This window comes from Bradyrhizobium sp. Ken01, assembly GCF_055807355.1.
This window is the reverse complement of record NZ_JBVVPC010000009.1, coordinates 172,673-191,926: the sequence shown is the minus strand read 5'-3', so window position 1 is coordinate 191,926 and position 19,254 is coordinate 172,673. Positions and strand designations below refer to the sequence as shown.

At 64.4% G+C, this 19,254-nt stretch carries 19 protein-coding genes; 16 read left to right on the top strand and 3 right to left on the bottom strand.

The genetic code is table 11. The features are described from left to right. On the top strand, positions 1 to 972 hold a 972-nt coding region (locus tag AC0L3S_RS12385), incomplete at its 5' end, for a porin (RefSeq protein ID WP_473279248.1). A 515-nt stretch (positions 973 to 1,487) separates the two neighbouring features. Here AC0L3S_RS12385 and AC0L3S_RS12380 read toward each other — a convergent pair. Beyond that, complete coding sequence (locus AC0L3S_RS12380) at positions 1,488 to 3,893, bottom strand: lytic transglycosylase domain-containing protein (RefSeq protein WP_473260093.1); 2,406 nt, start codon at positions 3,891 to 3,893, stop codon at positions 1,488 to 1,490. Between the two features lie 295 nt (positions 3,894 to 4,188). Here AC0L3S_RS12380 and dapA point away from each other — a divergent pair, with 295 nt between their 5' ends. From dapA to AC0L3S_RS12360, 4 genes are read left to right on the top strand one after another with little or no spacing between them, the layout of a single operon-like run. After that, positions 4,189 to 5,079, top strand: a complete 891-nt coding sequence (dapA, locus tag AC0L3S_RS12375; RefSeq protein WP_473259612.1) for a 4-hydroxy-tetrahydrodipicolinate synthase — start codon at positions 4,189 to 4,191, stop codon at positions 5,077 to 5,079. 53 nt (positions 5,080 to 5,132) lie between these two features. Beyond that, positions 5,133 to 5,549, top strand: coding sequence for a large conductance mechanosensitive channel protein MscL (mscL, locus tag AC0L3S_RS12370; protein WP_473260095.1), 417 nt, complete (start codon positions 5,133 to 5,135; stop codon positions 5,547 to 5,549). Positions 5,550 to 5,608: 59 nt separating this feature from the next. Then, positions 5,609 to 6,082, top strand: coding sequence for an SsrA-binding protein SmpB (gene smpB / locus AC0L3S_RS12365; protein WP_007603387.1), 474 nt, complete (start codon positions 5,609 to 5,611; stop codon positions 6,080 to 6,082). 4 nt (positions 6,083 to 6,086) lie between these two features. Beyond that, positions 6,087 to 6,680 (top strand): peroxiredoxin, encoded by a 594-nt coding sequence (locus AC0L3S_RS12360; RefSeq protein WP_473259614.1) that lies wholly within the window; start codon positions 6,087 to 6,089, stop codon positions 6,678 to 6,680. Here the strand turns inward: AC0L3S_RS12360 and AC0L3S_RS12355 are convergent. Together AC0L3S_RS12355 and AC0L3S_RS12350 are read right to left on the bottom strand one after the other, a co-directional pair. Next, positions 6,677 to 7,351, bottom strand: coding sequence for a uracil-DNA glycosylase (locus tag AC0L3S_RS12355; RefSeq protein WP_473259616.1), 675 nt, complete (start codon positions 7,349 to 7,351; stop codon positions 6,677 to 6,679). The two genes, AC0L3S_RS12360 and AC0L3S_RS12355, sit on opposite strands and share 4 nt — an antisense overlap. Beyond that, positions 7,332 to 7,979 (bottom strand): LabA-like NYN domain-containing protein, encoded by a 648-nt coding sequence (locus tag AC0L3S_RS12350; RefSeq protein WP_007603390.1) that lies wholly within the window; start codon positions 7,977 to 7,979, stop codon positions 7,332 to 7,334. The genes AC0L3S_RS12355 and AC0L3S_RS12350 overlap by 20 nt, the downstream gene beginning before the upstream one ends. A gap of 329 nt (positions 7,980 to 8,308) precedes the next feature. Here AC0L3S_RS12350 and rpoZ point away from each other — a divergent pair, with 329 nt between their 5' ends. From rpoZ to parC, 11 genes are all read left to right on the top strand, one after another. Further along, positions 8,309 to 8,701: a DNA-directed RNA polymerase subunit omega gene (rpoZ, locus tag AC0L3S_RS12345; protein ID WP_007603391.1), complete on the top strand. Its 393-nt coding sequence runs from the start codon at positions 8,309 to 8,311 to the stop codon at positions 8,699 to 8,701. A gap of 209 nt (positions 8,702 to 8,910) precedes the next feature. Further along, positions 8,911 to 11,196 carry a RelA/SpoT family protein gene (locus tag AC0L3S_RS12340; RefSeq protein WP_473259618.1) on the top strand — a complete coding sequence of 762 codons (2,286 nt, stop codon included), beginning with the start codon at positions 8,911 to 8,913 and terminating at the stop codon, positions 11,194 to 11,196. Positions 11,197 to 11,241: 45 nt separating this feature from the next. Next, positions 11,242 to 11,994, top strand: a complete 753-nt coding sequence (locus AC0L3S_RS12335) for a pyridoxine 5'-phosphate synthase (RefSeq protein WP_473279247.1) — start codon at positions 11,242 to 11,244, stop codon at positions 11,992 to 11,994. Next, positions 11,991 to 12,410, top strand: coding sequence for a holo-ACP synthase (gene acpS / locus AC0L3S_RS12330; protein WP_007611179.1), 420 nt, complete (start codon positions 11,991 to 11,993; stop codon positions 12,408 to 12,410). Before AC0L3S_RS12335 ends, acpS begins: the two co-directional genes overlap by 4 nt. A gap of 248 nt (positions 12,411 to 12,658) precedes the next feature. Beyond that, entirely contained in the window at positions 12,659 to 13,423 is a 765-nt protein-coding gene (gene lepB, locus AC0L3S_RS12325; RefSeq protein WP_473259622.1) for a signal peptidase I, read from the top strand. After that, positions 13,420 to 14,271 carry a ribonuclease III gene (rnc, locus tag AC0L3S_RS12320; RefSeq protein ID WP_473279245.1) on the top strand — a complete coding sequence of 284 codons (852 nt, stop codon included), beginning with the start codon at positions 13,420 to 13,422 and terminating at the stop codon, positions 14,269 to 14,271. The genes lepB and rnc overlap by 4 nt, the downstream gene beginning before the upstream one ends. After that, positions 14,261 to 15,187 (top strand): GTPase Era, encoded by a 927-nt coding sequence (era, locus tag AC0L3S_RS12315; protein WP_007611165.1) that lies wholly within the window; start codon positions 14,261 to 14,263, stop codon positions 15,185 to 15,187. Before rnc ends, era begins: the two co-directional genes overlap by 11 nt. Before the next feature lie 21 nt (positions 15,188 to 15,208). Continuing rightward, positions 15,209 to 15,589: a hypothetical protein gene (locus AC0L3S_RS12310; RefSeq protein ID WP_007603399.1), complete on the top strand. Its 381-nt coding sequence runs from the start codon at positions 15,209 to 15,211 to the stop codon at positions 15,587 to 15,589. An 88-nt stretch (positions 15,590 to 15,677) separates the two neighbouring features. Then, on the top strand, positions 15,678 to 16,430 hold the full coding sequence (gene recO / locus AC0L3S_RS12305; protein ID WP_473259626.1) for a DNA repair protein RecO: 753 nt from the start codon (positions 15,678 to 15,680) through the stop codon (positions 16,428 to 16,430). Positions 16,431 to 16,529: 99 nt separating this feature from the next. Further along, positions 16,530 to 16,814 (top strand): hypothetical protein, encoded by a 285-nt coding sequence (locus tag AC0L3S_RS12300; protein WP_473259628.1) that lies wholly within the window; start codon positions 16,530 to 16,532, stop codon positions 16,812 to 16,814. 61 nt (positions 16,815 to 16,875) lie between these two features. Next, positions 16,876 to 19,134: a DNA topoisomerase IV subunit A gene (parC, locus tag AC0L3S_RS12295; RefSeq protein WP_473279244.1), complete on the top strand. Its 2,259-nt coding sequence runs from the start codon at positions 16,876 to 16,878 to the stop codon at positions 19,132 to 19,134. The last annotated feature ends 120 nt before the right edge of the window (positions 19,135 to 19,254 follow it).

Below are 19,254 nucleotides of genomic sequence, written 5' to 3'. Positions count from 1 at the left end.
TATCCCGGCAACAACTTCGACAGCCTCGTCGGCGGTTCCGGCACGGTCACTGGTGTCAACCAGTTCACCTACACCGCGGACTTCGGTCAGGGCGTCACGGCGTCGTTCTCGGCTGAAGACGTTTCCTCGTACTATCAGGCCGGCAACCTGAACATGACCGGCGCTTCGTCCGCCAGCTTCTCTTATGGCTCCAACGCCATCGGCGGCACCCGTTCGCCGAACCTCGTTGGTATGGTGCGTGTCGATCAGGCCTGGGGTCTTTTCCAGGCGTCGGTGGCTGCGCATGACAACCACGTTGGTTACTACGGCGCATCCGAGGCCACTGGCCACCCCGACGACAAGTGGGGCTGGGCAGTTCAGCTGGCTCTGTCGATCAAGAACATCCCGACTGGTGCGGGTGACGTGATCAACATTTCGGGCGTCTACACCGACGGTGCCACCCGCTACAACTTCCAGAACCTGGCGGGCAGCTCCTACTCGATGTTCGGCGGCACGGGTCTCGCGGGTGCCTACGGCAGCTTCGGCTTCGCTTCGGCTCCGGACACGGTGTATGTCACTGGTTCGTCGCAGGAGACGGTCAAGACCTGGGGCTTCCGTGGCGCCTACACCCACAACTGGGATCCCTACTGGAACACCGCGATCTACGGTGCTTACGCTCAGGCCCAGTTCGGCACTCTCGCCAAGACCACGCTCTGCGGCGCTGGTGGTGCGTTCGTGACGGGCGTTGCAGCTGGCGTTACCTCCTGTAACCCGGACTTCGCCGTCGGTCAGGTCGGTATCATCACCCGCTGGACCCCGGTCAAGAACCTGACGTTCTCGGCGGACGTCGCCTGGACTCATCTCGACCAGAAGTACTCTGGTACGGTGACCCCGGCTGCGACCATCGCGGTTCCCGCCAAGCCGGCGGCGACCTACGAGCTGAAGGATCAGAATTCGGTCGTTATGCTCCTCCGCGCTCAGCGCAACTGGTAAGTTCGGTCTAACGACCTGACAGAGAGCCCCGGCGGGAAACCGCCGGGGCTTTTTCTTTTTGCCGGCGCTGCTTGTTCTTGGCTCTGCCCATGGCGGTGGCGTCGGAGCGAGGCTGTCCGTTGCTCGATCGTTCGTCGTGACCGGATCGAAGCTGCTGCGGGAGAGGGGGTCTCTGCGCACGCCATCCCGACCAACCGCGCGGTTCTGACCCGCGTTGACGAACGCAGACCTGCGCCCCCCGCTTATCTGGTGTTAAACCCGCAAGGATCGACGCCTTCTTGTTGGAGCCGCAGGGCAAGGGAGAGCTCGCCAATTGACGGCGACCCTGCAGGCCCGAAGAGCTTGGCAGCTCACAACGTTCTGACAGTTCGCAAGGTTCTGGCAGTCACGAAGGCGCGTGTCGAGAAAGCGCGCCTGGCGATCGTACTCCAGCTCTTCTTCAGTGGCTCAAGTCCCGGCGACGATGGCGCTCGCGACCAATGGCTTCCCAACAGCGTGCCGACGGAGGATGACCGCTATTCCACGCTGCCGGCGCCGCGGCGCAAATCGGCCTCGATCTGCAACCGCGTGCCGCCGCCGAAGCGGGCGCGGTAGACCTGAAGGTTCTCCATGATCCGCTGCACATAGTTGCGCGTCTCGGAGAACGGGATCAGCTCGACCCAGTCGACCGCGTCGACTTTGGGGTCGCGCGGATCGCCGTAGCGATCGATCCACTTCTTCACACTGCCGCGGCCGGCATTGTAGGCGGCGAAGGTCATGATGTAAGAGCCGCGATAGTCCTCGAGCAGCCCACCGAGCTCGGCCGAGCCGAGCGTGGCGTTGTAGGCCGAATCGTTCTTCAGACGCGCCAGATCGTAGGTCCCGCCGTGCCGCTTGCAGACATAGCGCGCAGCGTCCGGCGTCACCTGCATCAGCCCGTAGGCCTGTGCCGGCGAGACCACACGGGGATTGAAGGCGCTCTCCTGCCGCGCGATGGCGTAGATGATGCTGCGCTCGACCTCGGGGCCGATCGGCGTGAATTGCGGAATGCCGTTGACGGGATAGGCATAGAAATCGAACGGCAGCCCGCGATTGAGCGCGGCCTTGCCGAGCAGCAGCATGCCGCGCGCGTCGTTGTGGCGCTGGGCGAGCTCGCCGAGGCCGGCAAGCGCTTCGGGATCGCCGTTCTCGCCCATGTCGGCGAGCAACGGTATCGCCATCTCGCGCTCGTCGAACTCGTAGAGCAGCTGCGCGGCGCGCACGATCTCCAGCCGTTCGGCACCGCGGCTGCGCGGCTGAGCGTTGAGCTCGATCTGCGGCAGGCCGAGCTTGGCGCGTGCGAGCTGGCCGTAATAGCTGGTGGATTGCTCGGCGGCTCGTGCGTAGGCGTTGCGCGCCTCCTGCTGGCGGCCTGCAGCTTCCGCGGCGCGACCTTGCCAATAGCCGGCGCGCGCCAGCGTGGTCGGATTGACGCTGCCGATCCCGATGCGGGCAAAATGCTGGGTAGCGGCCGCGGGATCGTTGAGGAAGCGCAGCGCGATCCAGCCTGCGGTGAACTCCTGCTCGGTCTTGTAGATGTCGCGCGAGGGCAGGGCCGCATCGCGCGCGATCAGATAGGCGCTGCGGAATTCCTCGGTGTCGATCATCTTGCGCGCCAGGAGGCGCCGCTCGATCCACCATTCGTCGAGATTGTAGAGCCGGCCCGGATCCTTCGGTGCCGACAGCATGAGCTGGGCGGCTTCCGCAAATTTCTCCTCGCGGCGCAGCAGCTGGATCTTGCTGAAGATGAAGCCAGGATCCCCGTGCAGCTCGCGCGGCACGGCGTCGAGCAGGGCACGGGCGTTTGGCGCTTTCTTGAGGGAGGCGATGCGGGCCTTGGCGAGGGCGACGTAGCCGGCTCCGAGGCGCTTCGCAGCACGCAGTGCGGCCTCGTTCTCGCTGCCGTAGAGCAGCGTGTCCATCCGCGCCTTCTGATCGCCGGGCGTCAGCAGCGCGCCGAACTGGTCGAGTGCGTTGTTCTCGGTGTCTTCCGACATCGGGTCGCTGCGCCAGGCATCGCGCACCAGACGTTCGGCGTTGGCGCGGTCGCCGCGCGACAGCATCGCCTTGGCGAGCGTGAAGCGGCCCTTGGCGGACACGGGGGATTCGTTCTCGAACCACGACCATGCGACCTGGTCGTCGCGCCTGTCGTCCCACATCGCGGCCTCCAGGCGCCGACGCAGGAAGGTCTGCGACGGCCAGCTCGGATTGGCGGAGAGGAAGGCGCGGTAGCGCTCCACAGTCGCGCCATTGTCCTCGCTGCGAAGGATGATCCATTCCGCGAGTTTTCGCGCGACGGGATCCGAGATCGTGGCTGCGGCATTAGTCGCATCGCCCGCCTTGCGCTTGCGCACGAGCTCGATGACGGTCTCCAGCGTGTCCTTGTCGGCTTGCGACGTCGAGGATGTCGCGGCAATCGCAGCCGGTGTGACCGGTTTGCGCGGGGCGGCGTGCTGGCGGGTCGCCGGAGCCAGGACAGGAGCCGCGACGGGTCTGGCGGGCGCCGGGGCGGTCGGTCTGACGGTGGCTGTCGCAGCCGGCGCGGGTGCGGTCTTCGGGACCGAGCCGCCAGCGGTCGGCGTTGACTTTGGCGCGGGAGCCGCAGGCTTCAGCTTGTCCTTCGCAGGTTCCTTGCCTGCGTTCTTGCCTGCGTTCTTGCCAGCATCCTTGCCAGCATCCTTGGCAGGCTTCTTCGCGGCATCCTTGGCGGGGGGACTGGTCGCGCCCTTGCTTGCGCCCTTACTTGCCCCCTTGGCGGCGTCCTTCGAAGTTTCCTTGCCGGTTCCCTTGGGCGCGCCCTTCGCAGTGTCCTTGGCGGCGGGCTTCGGGGTTTCCTTGGCAGTCTCCGCCGTTGTCTCGTTGGATTTGGCCCAGGCGGCGCAGCCGGCCGACAGCCCTGCCATCAGGCACACGATCAGGCCGGCGGATCGCCATGCGGCGCGCGGAAAGGAGATCACGGCGTTTCGTCGCCCCGAATCAGTCAATTGGCTCAAGACCCAGCTGTACAATATCTGGCTGTATTTGATTGAATATGCGGACAAAATACCAACAGCCGCTTACCTTCGCCGGGTTTGCACCACCACCGCGGCAAAATCGCGGCCTAAACGGTGCGTCAGGCGGAGGCGGGTCTTTTACCGGCGGGATAGACCCGATATGAATGCGGCCTGCGCTCAAGATTGCCGCGTACGGAGGAAGTCCATGGCAGCAAAGACGAAATTCCGGGGATCGTTCACCGCCTTGGTCACGCCGTTCAAGAACGGCTCGCTGGATGAGGCGGCGTTCCGCTCCCTGGTCAACTGGCAGATTTCAGAGGGCACCAATGGCCTGGTCCCGGTCGGCACCACCGGCGAGAGCCCCACGCTGAGCCATGACGAGCACAAGAAGGTCGTCGAATGGTGCATCGAGGAAGCGAAAGGCCGCGTGCCTGTCGTCGCCGGCGCCGGCTCCAACTCGACCAAGGAGGCGATCGAGCTCGCCCAGCACGCCGAGAAGGCGGGCGCCAATGCGGTTCTGGTCGTGACGCCCTACTACAACAAGCCGACTCAGGAAGGCATGTATCAGCACTTCAAGGCGATCAACGACGCGATCGGGATTCCGATTATCATCTACAACATCCCGCCGCGCTCGGTGATCGACATGTCGGTCGACACCATGACGCGGCTGTGGGAGCTGAAGAACATCGCCGGCGTCAAGGACGCCACCGCCAGCATGGTCCGCGTCTCGCAGCAGCGCGCGGCGATGGGCGAGGACTTCAACCAGCTCTCGGGCGAGGATGCGACCATCCTCGGTTACATGGCGCATGGTGGCCATGGCTGCATCTCTGTGACCTCGAACGTCGCGCCGCGGCTGTGCTCCGAGTTCCAGGCCGCCTGGGCGAAAGGCGACCATGCCACCGCGTTGAAGCTGCATGACAAGCTGATGCCGCTCCACAACAACCTCTTCATCGAGAGCAATCCGGCGCCGATCAAGTACGCGCTGTCTCTGCTCGGCAAGCTGGACGAGACGTTGCGGCTGCCGATGGTGCCGGTCACCGAACCGACCCGCGTTGCCGTGCGCAGCGCGATGGTTCATGCTGGCCTTATCAACTGACGCGCTAGCCGATCGGGGAATTTTTCATGGCGATCGAGGAAAGAGGCACGCGGATGCTCAGGGAGTTCCGCGAGTTCGCCATGAAGGGCAACGTCGTCGACCTCGCGGTCGGCGTCATCATCGGCGCGGCCTTCGGCGCCATCGTGACGTCGCTGGTCGGCGACGTGATCATGCCGATCATCGGAGCGGCCACCGGCGGCCTCGACTTCTCGAACTACTTCACGCCGCTTTCGGGCAAGGTCACCGCCGCAAATCTCGCGGACGCGAAAAAGCAGGGCGCCGTCTTGGCTTGGGGCAACTTCCTCACGCTGACGATCAACTTCATCATCATTGCCTTCGTGCTGTTCCTGGTGATCCGTGCCATGAACAAGTTGAAGCGCAAGGACGAGGCCGGGCCTGCCGCTCCGCCGAAGCCGTCGGCCGAGGTCGAGCTGCTGACCGAGATCCGCGATCTCCTCAAGAAGTCTTGACGCGCTCGCTTCATCCAAACTGTTAGCGTCCTCGCGCATCTCGATCAGGTTTGTCTTCCATGGCTGACAAGAACGAACGTCCGATCAAGGTCATGGCGGAAAATCGCAAGGCCCGCTTCAACTATGCGATCGAGGATACGATCGAGGTCGGCATTGCGTTGACCGGCACCGAGGTCAAGTCGATCCGCAACGGCAAGAGCACGATCGCGGAATCCTACGCCGATTCCAAGGACGGCGAGATCTGGCTGATCAACGCCACTATTCCGGAATATCTCCAGGGCAACCGCTTCAATCATGAGCCCAAGCGGCCGCGAAAATTGCTGCTGCATCGCAAGCAGATCAACAAGCTGATGGGTGCGGTCGACCGCGAAGGCATGACGCTGATCCCGCTCAAGCTTTACTTCAACGAGCGTGGTCGCGCCAAATTGCAGCTCGCGGTTGCAAAGGGCAAGAAGCTGCACGATAAGCGCGAGTCCGAGAAGAAGCGCGACTGGAGCCGGGAGAAGGGCCGCCTGATGCGGGCGAGGGGATAGCGGGATGACTCAGAGAAACCTGCTGGAGGTCGATTGGACCCGGATTCCCGCACCCGCGGATGATGGCGGCGCCGCGCACCTGAAAGGCATGACGCTGCCGCCGGTCAGCCTGCTCGCCACTGACGACACGTCAGTTGCGCTGTCGGCGCTGCGTGGCCGGACCGTGGTGTTCGCCTATCCGCGCACCGGCGAGCCCGGCAAGATTGCGCTGGTCGACGATTGGGACATGATCCCGGGCGCGCGCGGCTGTACGCCGCAGACTTGTGCATTTCGCGATCTGTTCGCCGAGCTGAAGGCCGCCGGCGCCGCGCAGGTGTACGGCCTCTCGACCCAAAGCAACGCATACCAGACCGAAATGGCCTCGCGGCTGCATCTGCCGTTCCCGGTGCTCTCGGACGAGAAGCTGGCGCTTACGCGCGCCCTGAATTTGCCGACGATGGAGGTCGCGGGCCTGACGCTGATCAAGCGCCTCGCGCTGATCGTCGACGACGCCAGGATCACGCATGTGTTCTATCCGGTGTTTCCGCCCGACCGGAACGCCGGCGATGTACTGGACTGGCTGAAGGCCAATCCGGCCAAGGATTTGTCGAAGGATTAGTCGAGGTCGGCCTTCACCTTCGCGAACACGGAGCGGAACATGTCCGGCGTCAGCACGCGGGTGTTCGTGTTGTAGCGGGAGCAGTGATAGCTGTCGTAGAGCCTGAATGCGCCGGCCTGATGCACGGCGCCGTGGCCGAAGGGGGCTTGCGATCCCTTCAGGTTCAGCGGCTTGAGCACGGTGTCGTGCGCAATGCGCCCAAGGGCGACGATCGCACGCAGGTTCGGCATCGTTGCGAGATTCGCCACGAGGAACTGCCGGCAGGTGTTGATCTCGACCGGCAGCGGCTTGTTCTGCGGCGGCACGCAATGCACCGCATTGGCGATCCGACAGTCGACCAGCTTCAGGCCGTCGTCGGGACGTGCCTGATATTGGCCCTTGGCGAAGCCGTATTCGAGCAGCGTCGCGTAGAGCAGGTCGCCGGCATAGTCGCCGGTGAAGGGACGGCCGGTGCGGTTGGCGCCCTGCATCCCCGGCGCAAGGCCGACGATCAGCAGGCGCGCCTTGATGTCGCCGAAAGGCGCAACCGGCGCATTGTGCCACAATGGCTCGCGCGCGCGGTTCGCCTCGCGAAAGGCGACCAGGCGCGGACAGAGCGGACAGTCACGGTCGGGGACGAGGCTGAGAGGCTGGCGGCTTGACCGGGCCGCCTCACTCCTCGAAGTCGTCATCGCCCCTCGCCGGCGCCATCGTGGTTGCGCGCTGGAGGAACTGCGGAGCGTGGTGGCGCGCCTCGCGGTCGCCGCGGTCACGCGGGGCGGGGCGTTCCGACGGGTCGCGGCCGAGCTTTGACTGCAGCTCGACGAGGTCGGTGAAGACGTCGGCCTGGCGGCGCAGCTCGTCGGCGATCATGGGCGGCTGGCTCGCGATCGTGGAAATCACGGTGACCCGCACGCCACGACGCTGAACGGCCTCGACCAGAGAGCGGAAGTCGCCGTCACCCGAGAACAGCACCATCTGGTCGATGTGCTCGGCGAGCTCCATCGCGTTCACGGCGAGCTCGATGTCCATGTTGCCCTTGACCTTGCGGCGGCCGGAGGCGTCGATGAACTCCTTGGTCGCCTTGGTGACGACGGTGTAGCCGTTGTAGTCGAGCCAGTCGATCAGCGGCCGGATCGAGGAGTACTCCTGATCCTCGATGATCGCGGTGTAGTAGAACGCCCTCAGCAGCGTCCCGCGGCTCTGAAACTCCTTCAGCAGGCGCTTGTAATCGATGTCGAAGCCCAGAGTTTTCGCCGTCGCGTAGAGATTGGCTCCGTCGATGAAGAGCGCGATCTTGTCGGTAGAGGAAGGTGACATTCAGTTTGCTCGCGTAGAGTTCGTGATTGATCGTTTATTGTTGGCGCGGCGACAGCAAGCCGCGCACTTCTAAAGTCCCGCCGAAACCCGTCGAAACCGCAAATCCGGAGAAGTCGGGGCAATCAAGGTATAGTTATGGCCAACTTGCACAGACCCGGCGCTGCCGTCGCCGGCAGACCGCGAAACCACCCATCCCAGCCCCAATGTGGGGGTAGCAGAGCCGTTTGGCGAGGCCAAATCACAAATTGGCCTTGCGAAACCCTCCCGGCCCCTATAACTACCGGCATTCATCCACATATTTCGTCCCACCCACAACGGAGCGACAGTCGATGGCTCGCGTCACCGTAGAAGATTGTATCGACAAGGTCGACAACCGGTTTGACCTGGTCCTGCTGGCCGCCCACCGGGCCCGCATGATTTCGTCTGGTTCACAACTAACGGTTGACCGCGATAACGACAAGAACCCTGTTGTGTCTTTGCGCGAAATTGCAGAGACCACCATTTCTCCGGAAGACCTCCGCGAGGAGCTGGTGCACTCGCTGCAGAAGTTCGTCGAGGTCGACGAGCCCGAGCCGGACACCGTGCCGCTGATCGGTTCCGCCGGTGCAAGCGTGGATGCAGACGATACCGAAGTCGCGGTTGAGCGCATGACGGAAGAAGAGCTCCTGAAGGGTCTCGAAGGCCTCGCGCCGCCCGAGGAGCAGCCCGAGGAAGACGAGTAAATCGTCCCATCGCGCTCATCGACTTCTTTGTGATCTTATCAAAGGCCCGAACCGTCGTTCGGGCCTTTGCTTTTGTTGGCGTTTTCGTGGTTACCATAGCGTCGTCGGTTCGCGCCTGTCCCTGTCACTGAATTGATCGGACACGCGCGCGATCGGAGCTAAGATGTATACAACGGGCTCTGTCGTGGTCCGTTTGAAGGCAGGACGGCATGGTATATCGACGCCGCACACCAACGCAGATGCAGGCCGCAACCGAATCGGTTGCCGTGGCCCCGACTGCGCCGGTGGCGCGCCCTGCGAAGCCTCGCGCCCGCATGATGCGTCAATATGACCTCGTCGAGCGCGTCAGGTCCTACAATCCCAACACCGACGAAGATTTGCTGAACCGCGCCTATGTCTACGCCATGAAGGCGCACGGCTCGCAGACCCGCGCCTCGGGCGACCCGTACTTCTCGCATCCGCTCGAAGTGGCGGCGATTCTCACCGACCTGAAGCTCGACGACGCCACCATCGTGGCTGCACTGCTGCACGACACGATCGAGGACACCGAAGCGACGCGGGCCGAGATCGACCAGATCTTCGGGCCCGAGATCGGCGCGCTGGTCGAGGGCCTGACCAAGCTGAAGCGGCTGGAACTGGTGTCGCGGGAGGCCAAGCAGGCCGAGAATCTGCGCAAATTGTTGCTGGCGATTGCCGACGACGTCCGCGTGCTCCTGGTGAAGCTCGCCGATCGCCTGCACAACATGCGCACGCTGGACTTTGTGCCGACGGAATCGCGACGGCGCATTGCCGAGGAGACGCTCGACATCTATGCGCCGCTGGCCGGGCGCATGGGCATGCAGGAGATGCGCGAGGAGCTGGAGGACCTGTCGTTCCGGACCCTCGATCCAGAAGCGTATTCGGTGGTGATGCAGCGGCTCGATGCGCTGGCCGAGCGCAACCGCAATCTGATCGGCGAAATCGAGGACCAGCTCTCCAACAATCTGCGCCACCGCGGCCTGGGGGCGCGGGTCTATGGCCGCCGCAAGAAGCCATTCTCGATCTGGACCAAGATGGAGCGCAAGTCGGTCGGCTTCGAGCAATTGTCCGACATCTTCGGCTTCCGCGTCGTCGTCAACGACATCGAGGCCTGCTACCGCGCGCTCGGCATCGTCCACACGAACTGGCCGGTCGTGCCCGGGCGGTTCAAGGACTACATCTCGACGCCGAAGCAGAACGACTACCGCTCGATCCACACCACCGTGATCGGCCCCGGCAACCAGCGCGTCGAGCTGCAGATCCGCACCGAGGCGATGGACCAGATCGCCGAGCGCGGCATCGCCGCGCACGTGTTCTACAAGGAAGGCGTGGGCTCGCCGACCGAATTCCTCAAGCGCGAGTCCAATGCGTTCGCCTGGTTGCGCCACACCATCGGCATCCTCTCGGAGAGCGCCAATCCCGAGGAATTCCTCGAGCACACCAAGCTCGAGTTGTTCCACGACCAGGTGTTCTGCTTCACGCCGAAGGGCAAGCTGATCGCGCTGCCGCGCCATGCCAACGTGATCGACTTCGCCTATGCCGTGCACACCGACGTCGGCAACAGCGCGGTAGGCTGCAAGATCAACGGCCAGTTTGCGCCGCTGTCCTCGGAGCTCCAGAACGGCGACGAGGTCGAGGTGCTGACCTCGGAAGCGCAAGCGGCGCCGCCGTCCGCCTGGGAAACGCTCGCGGTCACCGGCAAGGCGCGCGCCGCGATCCGCCGCGCCACCAGGACGGCGGTGCGCGATCAATATGTCGGTCTCGGCCGACGCATCGTCGAGCGCCTGTTCGAGCGCGCCAAGATCGAATATGCCGACGACAAGCTCAAAGGCGCGCTGCCGCGCCTCGCGCGGACCTCGATCGAGGACGTCATGGCGGCTGTGGGGCGCGGCGAGATCAAGGCTTCCCACGTCGCGCGTGCGATGTATCCCGACTACAAGGAGGAGCGCATCGCGCGCTACGGCGTCAAGAAGGGGCTTGCCGCCAAGCTCAAGGAGAAGTCGTCGGAATCGCCGCGCAGCCCGGTCGCGATCCCGATCCGCGGCATCAATTCCGACCTGCCGGTGAAGTTCGCGCCGAACGGCGGCGCAGTGCCCGGTGACCGCATCGTCGGCATCGTCACGCCGGGCGAGGGCATCACCATCTACCCGATCCAGGCACCGGCCCTGAAGGATTTCGAGGAAGAGCCGGAGCGCTGGCTCGACGTGCGCTGGGACATCGAGGACTCCGCGCCGCAGCGCTTCCCGGCCCGCATCAAGGTCGAGAACGTCAACGAGCCCGGCGCGCTGGCGCAGATCGCGACCGTAATCGCCGAGCACGACGGCAACATCGACAACATCAGCATGCAGCGCCGCTCACCGGATTTCACGGAGACGACGATCGATCTCGAAGTCTACGATCTCAAGCATTTGAGCGCGATCCTGGCCCAGCTGCGCGCGAAGGCGGTCGTCGCCCGCGCCGAACGTGTTAATGGATAGACGCCTTCCGTCTTGGTCTATTCCTATGATTCCGTGAGTCCCGAAATGCCTGCACCTCCGCTCCGCCTCGGCGTCAATGTCGACCATGTCGCGACCCTGCGCAACGCGCGCGGCGGCCGCAATCCCGATCCGGTGCGCGCGGCGCTGCTGGCGATCGAGGCCGGTGCCGACGGCATCACTGCTCATCTGCGCGAGGATCGCCGGCACATCCGCGACGAGGACATGGCGCGGCTGAAAGCCGAGATCTCCAAGCCGCTCAATTTCGAGATGGCGGCGACCGACGACATGATGCGCATCTCGCTCGCCACCAAGCCGCATGCGGTGTGCCTGGTGCCAGAGCGGCGCCAGGAGGTGACGACCGAAGGCGGGCTCGACGCCGTCGGCCAGCACAATGCGCTGGCGCCTTATATCGCGCGGCTGAACGATGCCGGCATCCGGGTGTCGCTGTTCATCGCGGCCGATCCCGCCCAGATCGAGACGGCGGCGCGGCTGCGCGCGCCCGTGATCGAGATCCACACCGGCGCCTGGTGCGACGCCGTCCTCGACGGTCACGCCGATAAGGCCGATGCCGAATGGCGGCGAATCGTGGCAGGGGCGAAGCTGGCGAAGGAAGCGGGGCTGGAGGTTCACGCCGGACACGGGCTGGACTACGCGACGGCGGAGACGATCGCCGGCTTGCCGGACATCATGGAGCTCAACATCGGCTACTACATGATCGGCGAAGCCCTGTTCGTCGGTCTCGCCGAGACGGTGCGCAGCATGCGCGCGGCGATGGACCGCGGCCGGAGCCGGGCATGATCATCGGCATCGGCTCCGATCTGATCGACATCACCCGTGTCGGCAAGGTGATCGATCGCCATGGCGAGCGCTTCCTCGACCGCATCTTCACCGCGGCCGAGCGGGCCAAGGCGGAGCGGCGCGCCAAGAACGAGAAGATGGTGGTGGCAACCTACGCCAAGCGCTTCGCCGCCAAGGAGGCCTGTTCCAAGGCGCTCGGCACCGGCATCAGGCGCGGCGTGTGGTGGCGCGACATGGGGGTGGTCAACCTGCCGGGAGGACGCCCAACGATGCAATTGACGGGCGGGGCGCTGGCCCGGCTCCAGGCCCTGACGCCGGAGGGCTTCGCGGCGCAGATCGACCTGTCGATCACCGATGACTGGCCGTTGGCGCAGGCCTTCGTCATCATTTCCGCCGTGCCGCTGGCGAAACCCTGATTAGGCACCGATCATTTTATAATTCGTATTCAAAATCAAATGCTTAGGCAGTTTTGATGCGATCCTTGATTGCGTGGCCTCCGACAACCGTCTAAAAGTCCGCGGACGCAAATCAGGCTGGGCGAATTCGGCTTTACGCCGGAATTGGCCCTCATTATCAGAATCAGGACAATCTCCTTGGGCCGCGAGCGATGGGCTGTTCGCGGGAGGAGGGCGCGCTGTGACCGCCCGCCGGAATTGAGAGAGCAATGAGCGTGACTTCAGGAACGAAAACTGAGAGCGGCGTCGGCGAAACGATCCGGGTCGTGATCCACGCTCTCCTGATCGCGCTGGTGATCCGCACCTTCCTGTTTCAGCCGTTCAACATCCCATCCGGCTCGATGAAGGGGACGCTGCTGGTCGGCGACTATCTGTTCGTCTCGAAATATTCCTACGGCTACAGCCACTACTCGATCCCGTTCTCGCCGCCGCTGTTCTCGGGGCGCATCTGGGGCTCGGACCCGAACCGCGGCGACATCGTCGTATTCCGCCTGCCGAAGGACGATTCCACCGACTACATCAAGCGCGTGATCGGCCTGCCCGGCGACCGCATCCAGATGCGGGACGGGCTGCTCTACATCAACGACACGCCGGTCGAGCGGCAGCGCATGAGCGAATTTGTCGGCGAGGACCCCTGCGGCGCCGAAGGCGGCGGCGTCTCCCGGGTGAAGCGCTGGAAGGAAACGCTGCCGAACGGCGTGTCCTACGAAACGCTGGACTGCGCCGACAACGGATACGTCGACAACACCAACGTCTACACCGTGCCGACCGGCCACTTCTTCATGATGGGCGACAACCGCGACAACTCCACCGATAGCCGCTTCCTTGGCCAGGTTGGCTACGTGCCGCAGGAGAATTTGATCGGGCGCGCCCAGATGATCTTCTTCTCGATCGCCGAAGGCGAGCATGCCTGGATGTTCTGGCGCTGGCCCTGGGCGGTGCGCTGGAATCGCTTCTTCAAAATCGTCCGATGAAAGACGAAGCCAAGGACATCGCAACCCTGCCGACCGAGGCGCAAGCGGGCCCCGACGGCGAAGCTGCGACCAAGAGCCTTGAGAGCAAGACGCCTGAAAACAAGGCGCCTGCAAAGAAGAAGCGGGTGCGGAGCAGCAAGGCCAGGGGCTTGGATGCGAATGCGGGGCTCGAGGCGCGCATCGGCTACAGCTTTGCCGATCCGAACCTTTTGATGCAAGGCATCACGCATGTCTCCGCGTTGAAGTCCGGGCGCAAGCGCGGTGACAGCTATCAGCGGCTGGAATTCCTCGGCGACCACGTGCTCGGGCTCGTCGTCTCCGACATGCTCTATCACGCCTTCCCGAACGCCGACGAAGGCGAGATGTCCAAGCGACTTGCCGAACTGGTGCGCAAGGAGAGCTGCGCCGACGTTGCCAAGTCGCTCGGTCTGCTCGACGACATCAAGCTCGGCTCGGTCGGCTCCAGCGCCGACGCGCGCCTGCGCAAGAGCGTGCTCGGCGATATCTGCGAGGCCGTGATCGGCGCCGTCTTCCTCGATGGCGGCTACGCGGCGGCGGCCGATTTCGTCAAGCGCAACTGGACGGAGCGCATGCACAAGCCGCGACGTCCCTTGCGCGATCCCAAGACCGTTCTCCAGGAATGGGCGCAGGGCAAGGGATTGCCGACGCCTGTTTATCGCGAGGTCGAGCGCACCGGCCCGCATCATGATCCGCAATTCCGCGTCGCGGTCGATCTGCCGGGTCTCGCTCCGGCGGAAGGTATCGGCGGCAGCAAGCGCGCGGCAGAGAAAGTGGCAGCTTCAGTGATGATCGAACGTGAAGGCGTTGGCGGCGGCAATGACGGTTGAAGCAAGCGGCGAGGCGCCAACTGCTACGCGCTGCGGCTTCGTCGCGCTGATCGGCGCGCCCAACGTCGGCAAATCCACGCTGGTCAATGCGCTGGTCGGGGCCAAGGTCACGATCGTCTCGCGCAAGGTGCAGACCACGCGCGCGCTGATCCGCGGCATCGTGATCGAGAACAACGCACAGATCATCCTGGTCGATACGCCCGGCATCTTCCTGCCCAAGCGCCGGCTGGACCGCGCCATGGTCTCGACCGCCTGGAGCGGCGCGCATGACGCCGATCTCGTCTGCGTGCTGCTGGATGCCAAGGCCGGCATCGACGAGGAAGCCGAGGCGATCCTCACCAAGGTCGCCAGCGTCAAGCACGAGAAGATTCTGGTCATCAACAAGGTCGACCTGGTCCAGCGCGAGAAGCTGCTGGCGCTGGCGCAGGCCGCCAACGAGCGCATGGCCTTCGCGAAGACCTTCATGATCGCGGCGATCTCCGGCGACGGCGTCGACGACCTCAGGCATACACTGGCCGAGATCGTGCCGCCGGGGCCGTTCCTCTATCCCGAAGACCAGATGTCGGACGCGCCGATGCGGCAGCTTGCGGCCGAGATCACCCGCGAGAAGATCTTTCGCAAGCTGCACCAGGAATTGCCCTACCAGTCCACCGTCGAGACCGACAAGTGGGAGGAGCGTAAGGACAAATCGGTGCGCATCGAGCAGACGATTTTCGTCGAGCGCGAGAGCCAGCGCAAGATCGTGCTAGGCGCGGGCGGCGCCACCATCAAGTCGATCGGCGCGGACTCGCGCAAGGAGATCGGCGAGATCCTGGGCGTGCCGGTGCACCTGTTCCTGTTCGTCAAGGTGCGCGAGAACTGGAGCGACGATCCCGATCGCTACCGCGAGATGGGCCTGGAATTTCCCAAAGAATAACCACGAAAAGATCGGTCGGCGATGAGCGTACCAAGCAACGTACGGCGCTTCGAAGCGTTGCTCTATGCATCGTTGATGCTGGATGCCTTGTCGGTGGCGGTGCAGGACCGCACGCCGACTGCCGAGATGACCGAACAGATGATCATGACGTCGTCGCTGCTTGCCGGCGGCATGATCCTGCTGCTGGTCTATTTCGTGCGGCTGGCCGCGCGCGGGCGCAAGAACTGGCCGCGCTGGGTTCTGGCGGCAGCACTCGTACTGTCGGTGATCTCGCTCGGCCAGATCATCGGGGAGAAAGGCATGGAACTCGACAGCGCCATCGAGATCGTCTCCTGCGTGCTGACGGCGATGGGATTGTACTTCTCGTTCCGCGGCGACGCGCAGGGCTGGTTCAACGCGTAAGGCGTCGGGTGGATTGGCGGCGCTTCACCTTCCGGCCTTCGGCCAATCCGCCCTACGATTGAAGACCGGAATCCGCTAGACTTCACCGATGGAATGGACCGACGAAGGCATCGTGCTGGGGGTGCGGCGGCATGGCGAGAGCAGCGCCATCGTCGAGCTGCTGACCCGCGCGCACGGCCGCCATCTCGGTCTCGTCCGCGGCGGCGCCGGCTCTCGGATGCGGCCGCTGCTGCAGCCCGGCAACAGCCTCAGCGTGGTGTGGCGGGCGCGGCTCGACGAGCATCTCGGCACCTATGCCATCGAAGGCCTGAAGCTGCGGGCCGCGACGCTGCTGGGATCATCCCACGGCGTTTACGGCATCACTCATCTCGCTTCGATTGCGCGGTTGCTGCCGGAGCGCGATCCGCACGAACACCTCCTGGCGCTGCTCGAACATTCGCTGGACGATTTCGATGATATCGGCAGCGCCGCCGTACACGTGATCCATTTCGAACTGGCAATGCTCACCGAACTCGGCTTTGGGCTGGCGCTGGAAAACTGCGCGGTGACCGGAGAGACCACCGACCTGATCTACGTCTCGCCCAAATCCGGTGGCGCGGTGTCGCGCGGGGCGGGCGAGCCGTGGCGCGACCGCCTATTGCGGCTACCGCCGTTCCTGCGCCAGGGCGAGGTGCAGGGCGACCTCACTGATCAGGATCTCCAGGACGGCTTTCGACTGACCGGCCTGTTCCTGCTGCGCCACGTGCTGGAGCCGCGTGGGCAGGGCCATTCCGACGCGCGGGCGGGCTTCATCAGCGCGTTGACGCGACAGCAGGCAAAGGCCGCGATTCCCGCGCCATGAGCCTAGCGCGGCTCTGCATTGTCGCAATATAGCGGCCCGCCGTGGAACGAAATCGGGTTTCCGTGACTTGCCCCCGGGGTTCCAACCGGGGATATCCTGATGCTGATCAAGGGACTTGTGATATCGGCAGCGCTGATCGCGCTGGCGCCGGACGCCCTTGCGGGTGAGCAGCCGGGCGTCTTTCGCCGTGCCTCCTGCACCGTTGTCAGATTCTATGTGGCCAAATATTCCGCTGCAGCCGCAGAGGCATGGGCGCGGTCCAAGGGCGCGACGGAGGCCGAGATCGAGACGGCGCGGCGGTGCCTGACCAATGCCCCGGGCACCACGCAGGCTAAAGCCGCGCCACCCACCCAGACCTTCACCGCAGGCTGGGCTGGCCAGTAGGCCGCCCACAGGGAACCAATCGATCCTTGCCCGATTCGCTTCCACGGTTTAACCGGGCGGCATGGGAAAACGATTGATTCCGCCGGAGGAACCGGCCGAAATTCACGAGGTGCCGCTGCGTGAGGCGCTGGAAGAGCGCTATCTTGCATACGCGCTCTCCACCATCATGCACCGCGCACTGCCCGATGCCCGCGACGGCCTGAAGCCGGTGCATAGGCGCATCCTCTACGGCATGCGCCTGCTCCGGCTCGACCCCGGCACCAGCTTCAAGAAATCCGCAAAAATCGTCGGCGACGTGATGGGCTCGTTCCATCCGCACGGTGACCAGGCGATCTACGACGCCATGGTGCGTCTCGCGCAGGACTTCTCCTCGCGCTATCCGTTGGTCGACGGCCAGGGCAATTTCGGCAATATCGACGGCGATAATCCCGCCGCCTACCGTTACACCGAAGCACGCATGACCGACGTCGCGCGGCTTCTGCTCGACGGCATCGACGAAGACGGGGTCGAATTCCGTCCCAACTATGACGGCCAGTCGAAAGAACCGGTCGTGCTGCCCGGCGGCTTCCCGAACCTGCTCGCCAACGGTGCGCAGGGCATCGCGGTCGGCATGGCGACCTCAATCCCGCCGCACAACGCCGCCGAGCTCTGCGACGCCGCGCTGCATCTGATCGAGAAGCCCGACGCGAAATCCAAGGCCTTGCTGAAATGGGTCAAGGGTCCGGATTTCCCCACCGGCGGCATCTGCGTCGATTCCAAGCAGGCGATCGCTGAAGCCTACACCACCGGCCGCGGCTCGTTCCGCGTCCGCTCGCGATGGGAGCAGGAAGAGGGCGCGCGCGGCACCTGGGTCGTCGTCGTCACCGAGATTCCCTTTCTGGTGCAGAAGTCGCGGCTGATCGAGAAGATCGCCGAGCTGCTCGACCAGAAGAAGCTGCCGCTGGTCGGCGATATCAGGGACGAGTCGGCCGAAGACGTTCGCATCGTGATCGAGCCGAAGTCGAAGAACGTCGATCCCGCGCTGATGATGGAATCGCTGTTCCGGCTGACCGAGCTCGAAAACAAGATTCCGCTGAACCTCAACGTGCTGATCAAGGGCCGCATTCCCAAAGTCGTGGGGCTGGCGGAATGCTTGCGCGAATGGCTCGACCATCTGCGCGACGTGTTGATCCGTCGCACCAACCATCGCAAGGCCGAGATCGAGCGCCGGCTGGAGATTCTCGGCGGCTTGCTGATTGCCTATCTGAACATCGACGAGGTGATCAGGATCATCCGCAATGAGGACGAGCCGAAGCCCGCGCTGATCAAGGCGTTCAAGCTCACCGAGGTGCAGGCCGAAGCCATCCTCAACATGCGGCTGCGCTCGTTGCGCAAGCTCGAGGAGATGGAGATCCGCAGCGAGGACAAGGATCTTCGCAAGGAGCTGAAGGGCATTGAGGGATTGCTGGCGTCCGAACCCGAGCAGTGGAAGAAGGTCGGCGAGCAGGTCGGCAAGGTCCGCGACATGTTCGGACCGAAGACGCCGCTCGGCAAGCGCCGCACCACCTTTGCGGACGCGCCCGAGCACGATCTCGCTGCGATCGAGGAGGCCCTGGTCGAGCGCGAGCCAGTGACCGTCGTCGTCTCCGACAAGGGCTGGATCCGCACCCTGAAGGGCCATGTCGAGGATCTCTCGGGGCTGGCTTTCAAGCAGGACGACAAGCTCGGGTTCGCGTTCTTCGCGGAAACGACCTCGAAGCTGCTGCTGTTCGCCACCAATGGAAAATTCTACTCGCTCGATGTCGCAAAACTTCCGGGCGGCCGCGGTCACGGCGAGCCGATCCGCCAGTTCATCGATCTCGAGCCGGAGGCCGCGCCGGTCACGCTGTTCGTCAACAAGGGCGGACGCAAATTCCTGGTCGCGAGCCACGAGGGCCAGGGCTTCGTCGTCAACGAGGACGATTGCGTCGGCACCACCAAGAAGGGCAAGCAGGTCCTCAACGTCGACATGCCGAATGAGGCGCGCACGGTCACCGAGGTGCTCGGCGACACCGTCGCGGTCATCGGCGAGAATCGCAAGATGCTGCTTTTCCCGCTCGAGCAGGTGCAGGAGATGCCGCGTGGCCGCGGTGCGCGCCTGCAAAAATACAAGGACGGTGGTCTTTCCGACGTCGCCGTGTTCGACGCCAAGGCGGGCCTGACCTGGAAGGACTCCGCGGGCCGCGAATTCTCTGCGACCATGAAGGAGCTCGCCGAGTGGCGCGGCAACCGCGGTGATGCCGGCCGCCTCGCGCCGAAGGGATTCCCGAAGTCGAACAAGTTCGGCAGGGTGATCGGGTAGGACGCGGGCCGTCGCCATATCGACAGTGTCATGCCCCGCCACCGGGTCTCGCCTTCGGCGAGCCCGATGACAGGCTCCGGCGGGGCATCCAGTACGCCGCGACCTCTCGGCTCAATCGTA

Excerpts from the sequence above, each read along its gene's own strand:
- AC0L3S_RS12380 (WP_473260093.1), bottom strand. The coding sequence starts at position 3,893 with ATGGCAGGGCTGTCGGCCGGCTGCGCCGCCTGGGCCAAATCCAACGAG.
- dapA (WP_473259612.1), top strand. The coding sequence starts at position 4,189 with ATGGCAGCAAAGACGAAATTCCGGGGATCGTTCACCGCCTTGGTCACG.
- mscL (WP_473260095.1), top strand. The coding sequence starts at position 5,133 with ATGCTCAGGGAGTTCCGCGAGTTCGCCATGAAGGGCAACGTCGTCGAC.
- smpB (WP_007603387.1), top strand. The coding sequence starts at position 5,609 with ATGGCTGACAAGAACGAACGTCCGATCAAGGTCATGGCGGAAAATCGC.
- AC0L3S_RS12360 (WP_473259614.1), top strand. The coding sequence starts at position 6,087 with ATGACTCAGAGAAACCTGCTGGAGGTCGATTGGACCCGGATTCCCGCA.
- AC0L3S_RS12355 (WP_473259616.1), bottom strand. The coding sequence starts at position 7,351 with ATGACGACTTCGAGGAGTGAGGCGGCCCGGTCAAGCCGCCAGCCTCTC.
- AC0L3S_RS12350 (WP_007603390.1), bottom strand. The coding sequence starts at position 7,979 with ATGTCACCTTCCTCTACCGACAAGATCGCGCTCTTCATCGACGGAGCC.
- rpoZ (WP_007603391.1), top strand. The coding sequence starts at position 8,309 with ATGGCTCGCGTCACCGTAGAAGATTGTATCGACAAGGTCGACAACCGG.
- AC0L3S_RS12340 (WP_473259618.1), top strand. The coding sequence starts at position 8,911 with ATGGTATATCGACGCCGCACACCAACGCAGATGCAGGCCGCAACCGAA.
- AC0L3S_RS12335 (WP_473279247.1), top strand. The coding sequence starts at position 11,242 with ATGCCTGCACCTCCGCTCCGCCTCGGCGTCAATGTCGACCATGTCGCG.
- acpS (WP_007611179.1), top strand. The coding sequence starts at position 11,991 with ATGATCATCGGCATCGGCTCCGATCTGATCGACATCACCCGTGTCGGC.
- lepB (WP_473259622.1), top strand. The coding sequence starts at position 12,659 with ATGAGCGTGACTTCAGGAACGAAAACTGAGAGCGGCGTCGGCGAAACG.
- rnc (WP_473279245.1), top strand. The coding sequence starts at position 13,420 with ATGAAAGACGAAGCCAAGGACATCGCAACCCTGCCGACCGAGGCGCAA.
- era (WP_007611165.1), top strand. The coding sequence starts at position 14,261 with ATGACGGTTGAAGCAAGCGGCGAGGCGCCAACTGCTACGCGCTGCGGC.
- AC0L3S_RS12310 (WP_007603399.1), top strand. The coding sequence starts at position 15,209 with ATGAGCGTACCAAGCAACGTACGGCGCTTCGAAGCGTTGCTCTATGCA.
- recO (WP_473259626.1), top strand. The coding sequence starts at position 15,678 with ATGGAATGGACCGACGAAGGCATCGTGCTGGGGGTGCGGCGGCATGGC.
- AC0L3S_RS12300 (WP_473259628.1), top strand. The coding sequence starts at position 16,530 with ATGCTGATCAAGGGACTTGTGATATCGGCAGCGCTGATCGCGCTGGCG.
- parC (WP_473279244.1), top strand. The coding sequence starts at position 16,876 with ATGGGAAAACGATTGATTCCGCCGGAGGAACCGGCCGAAATTCACGAG.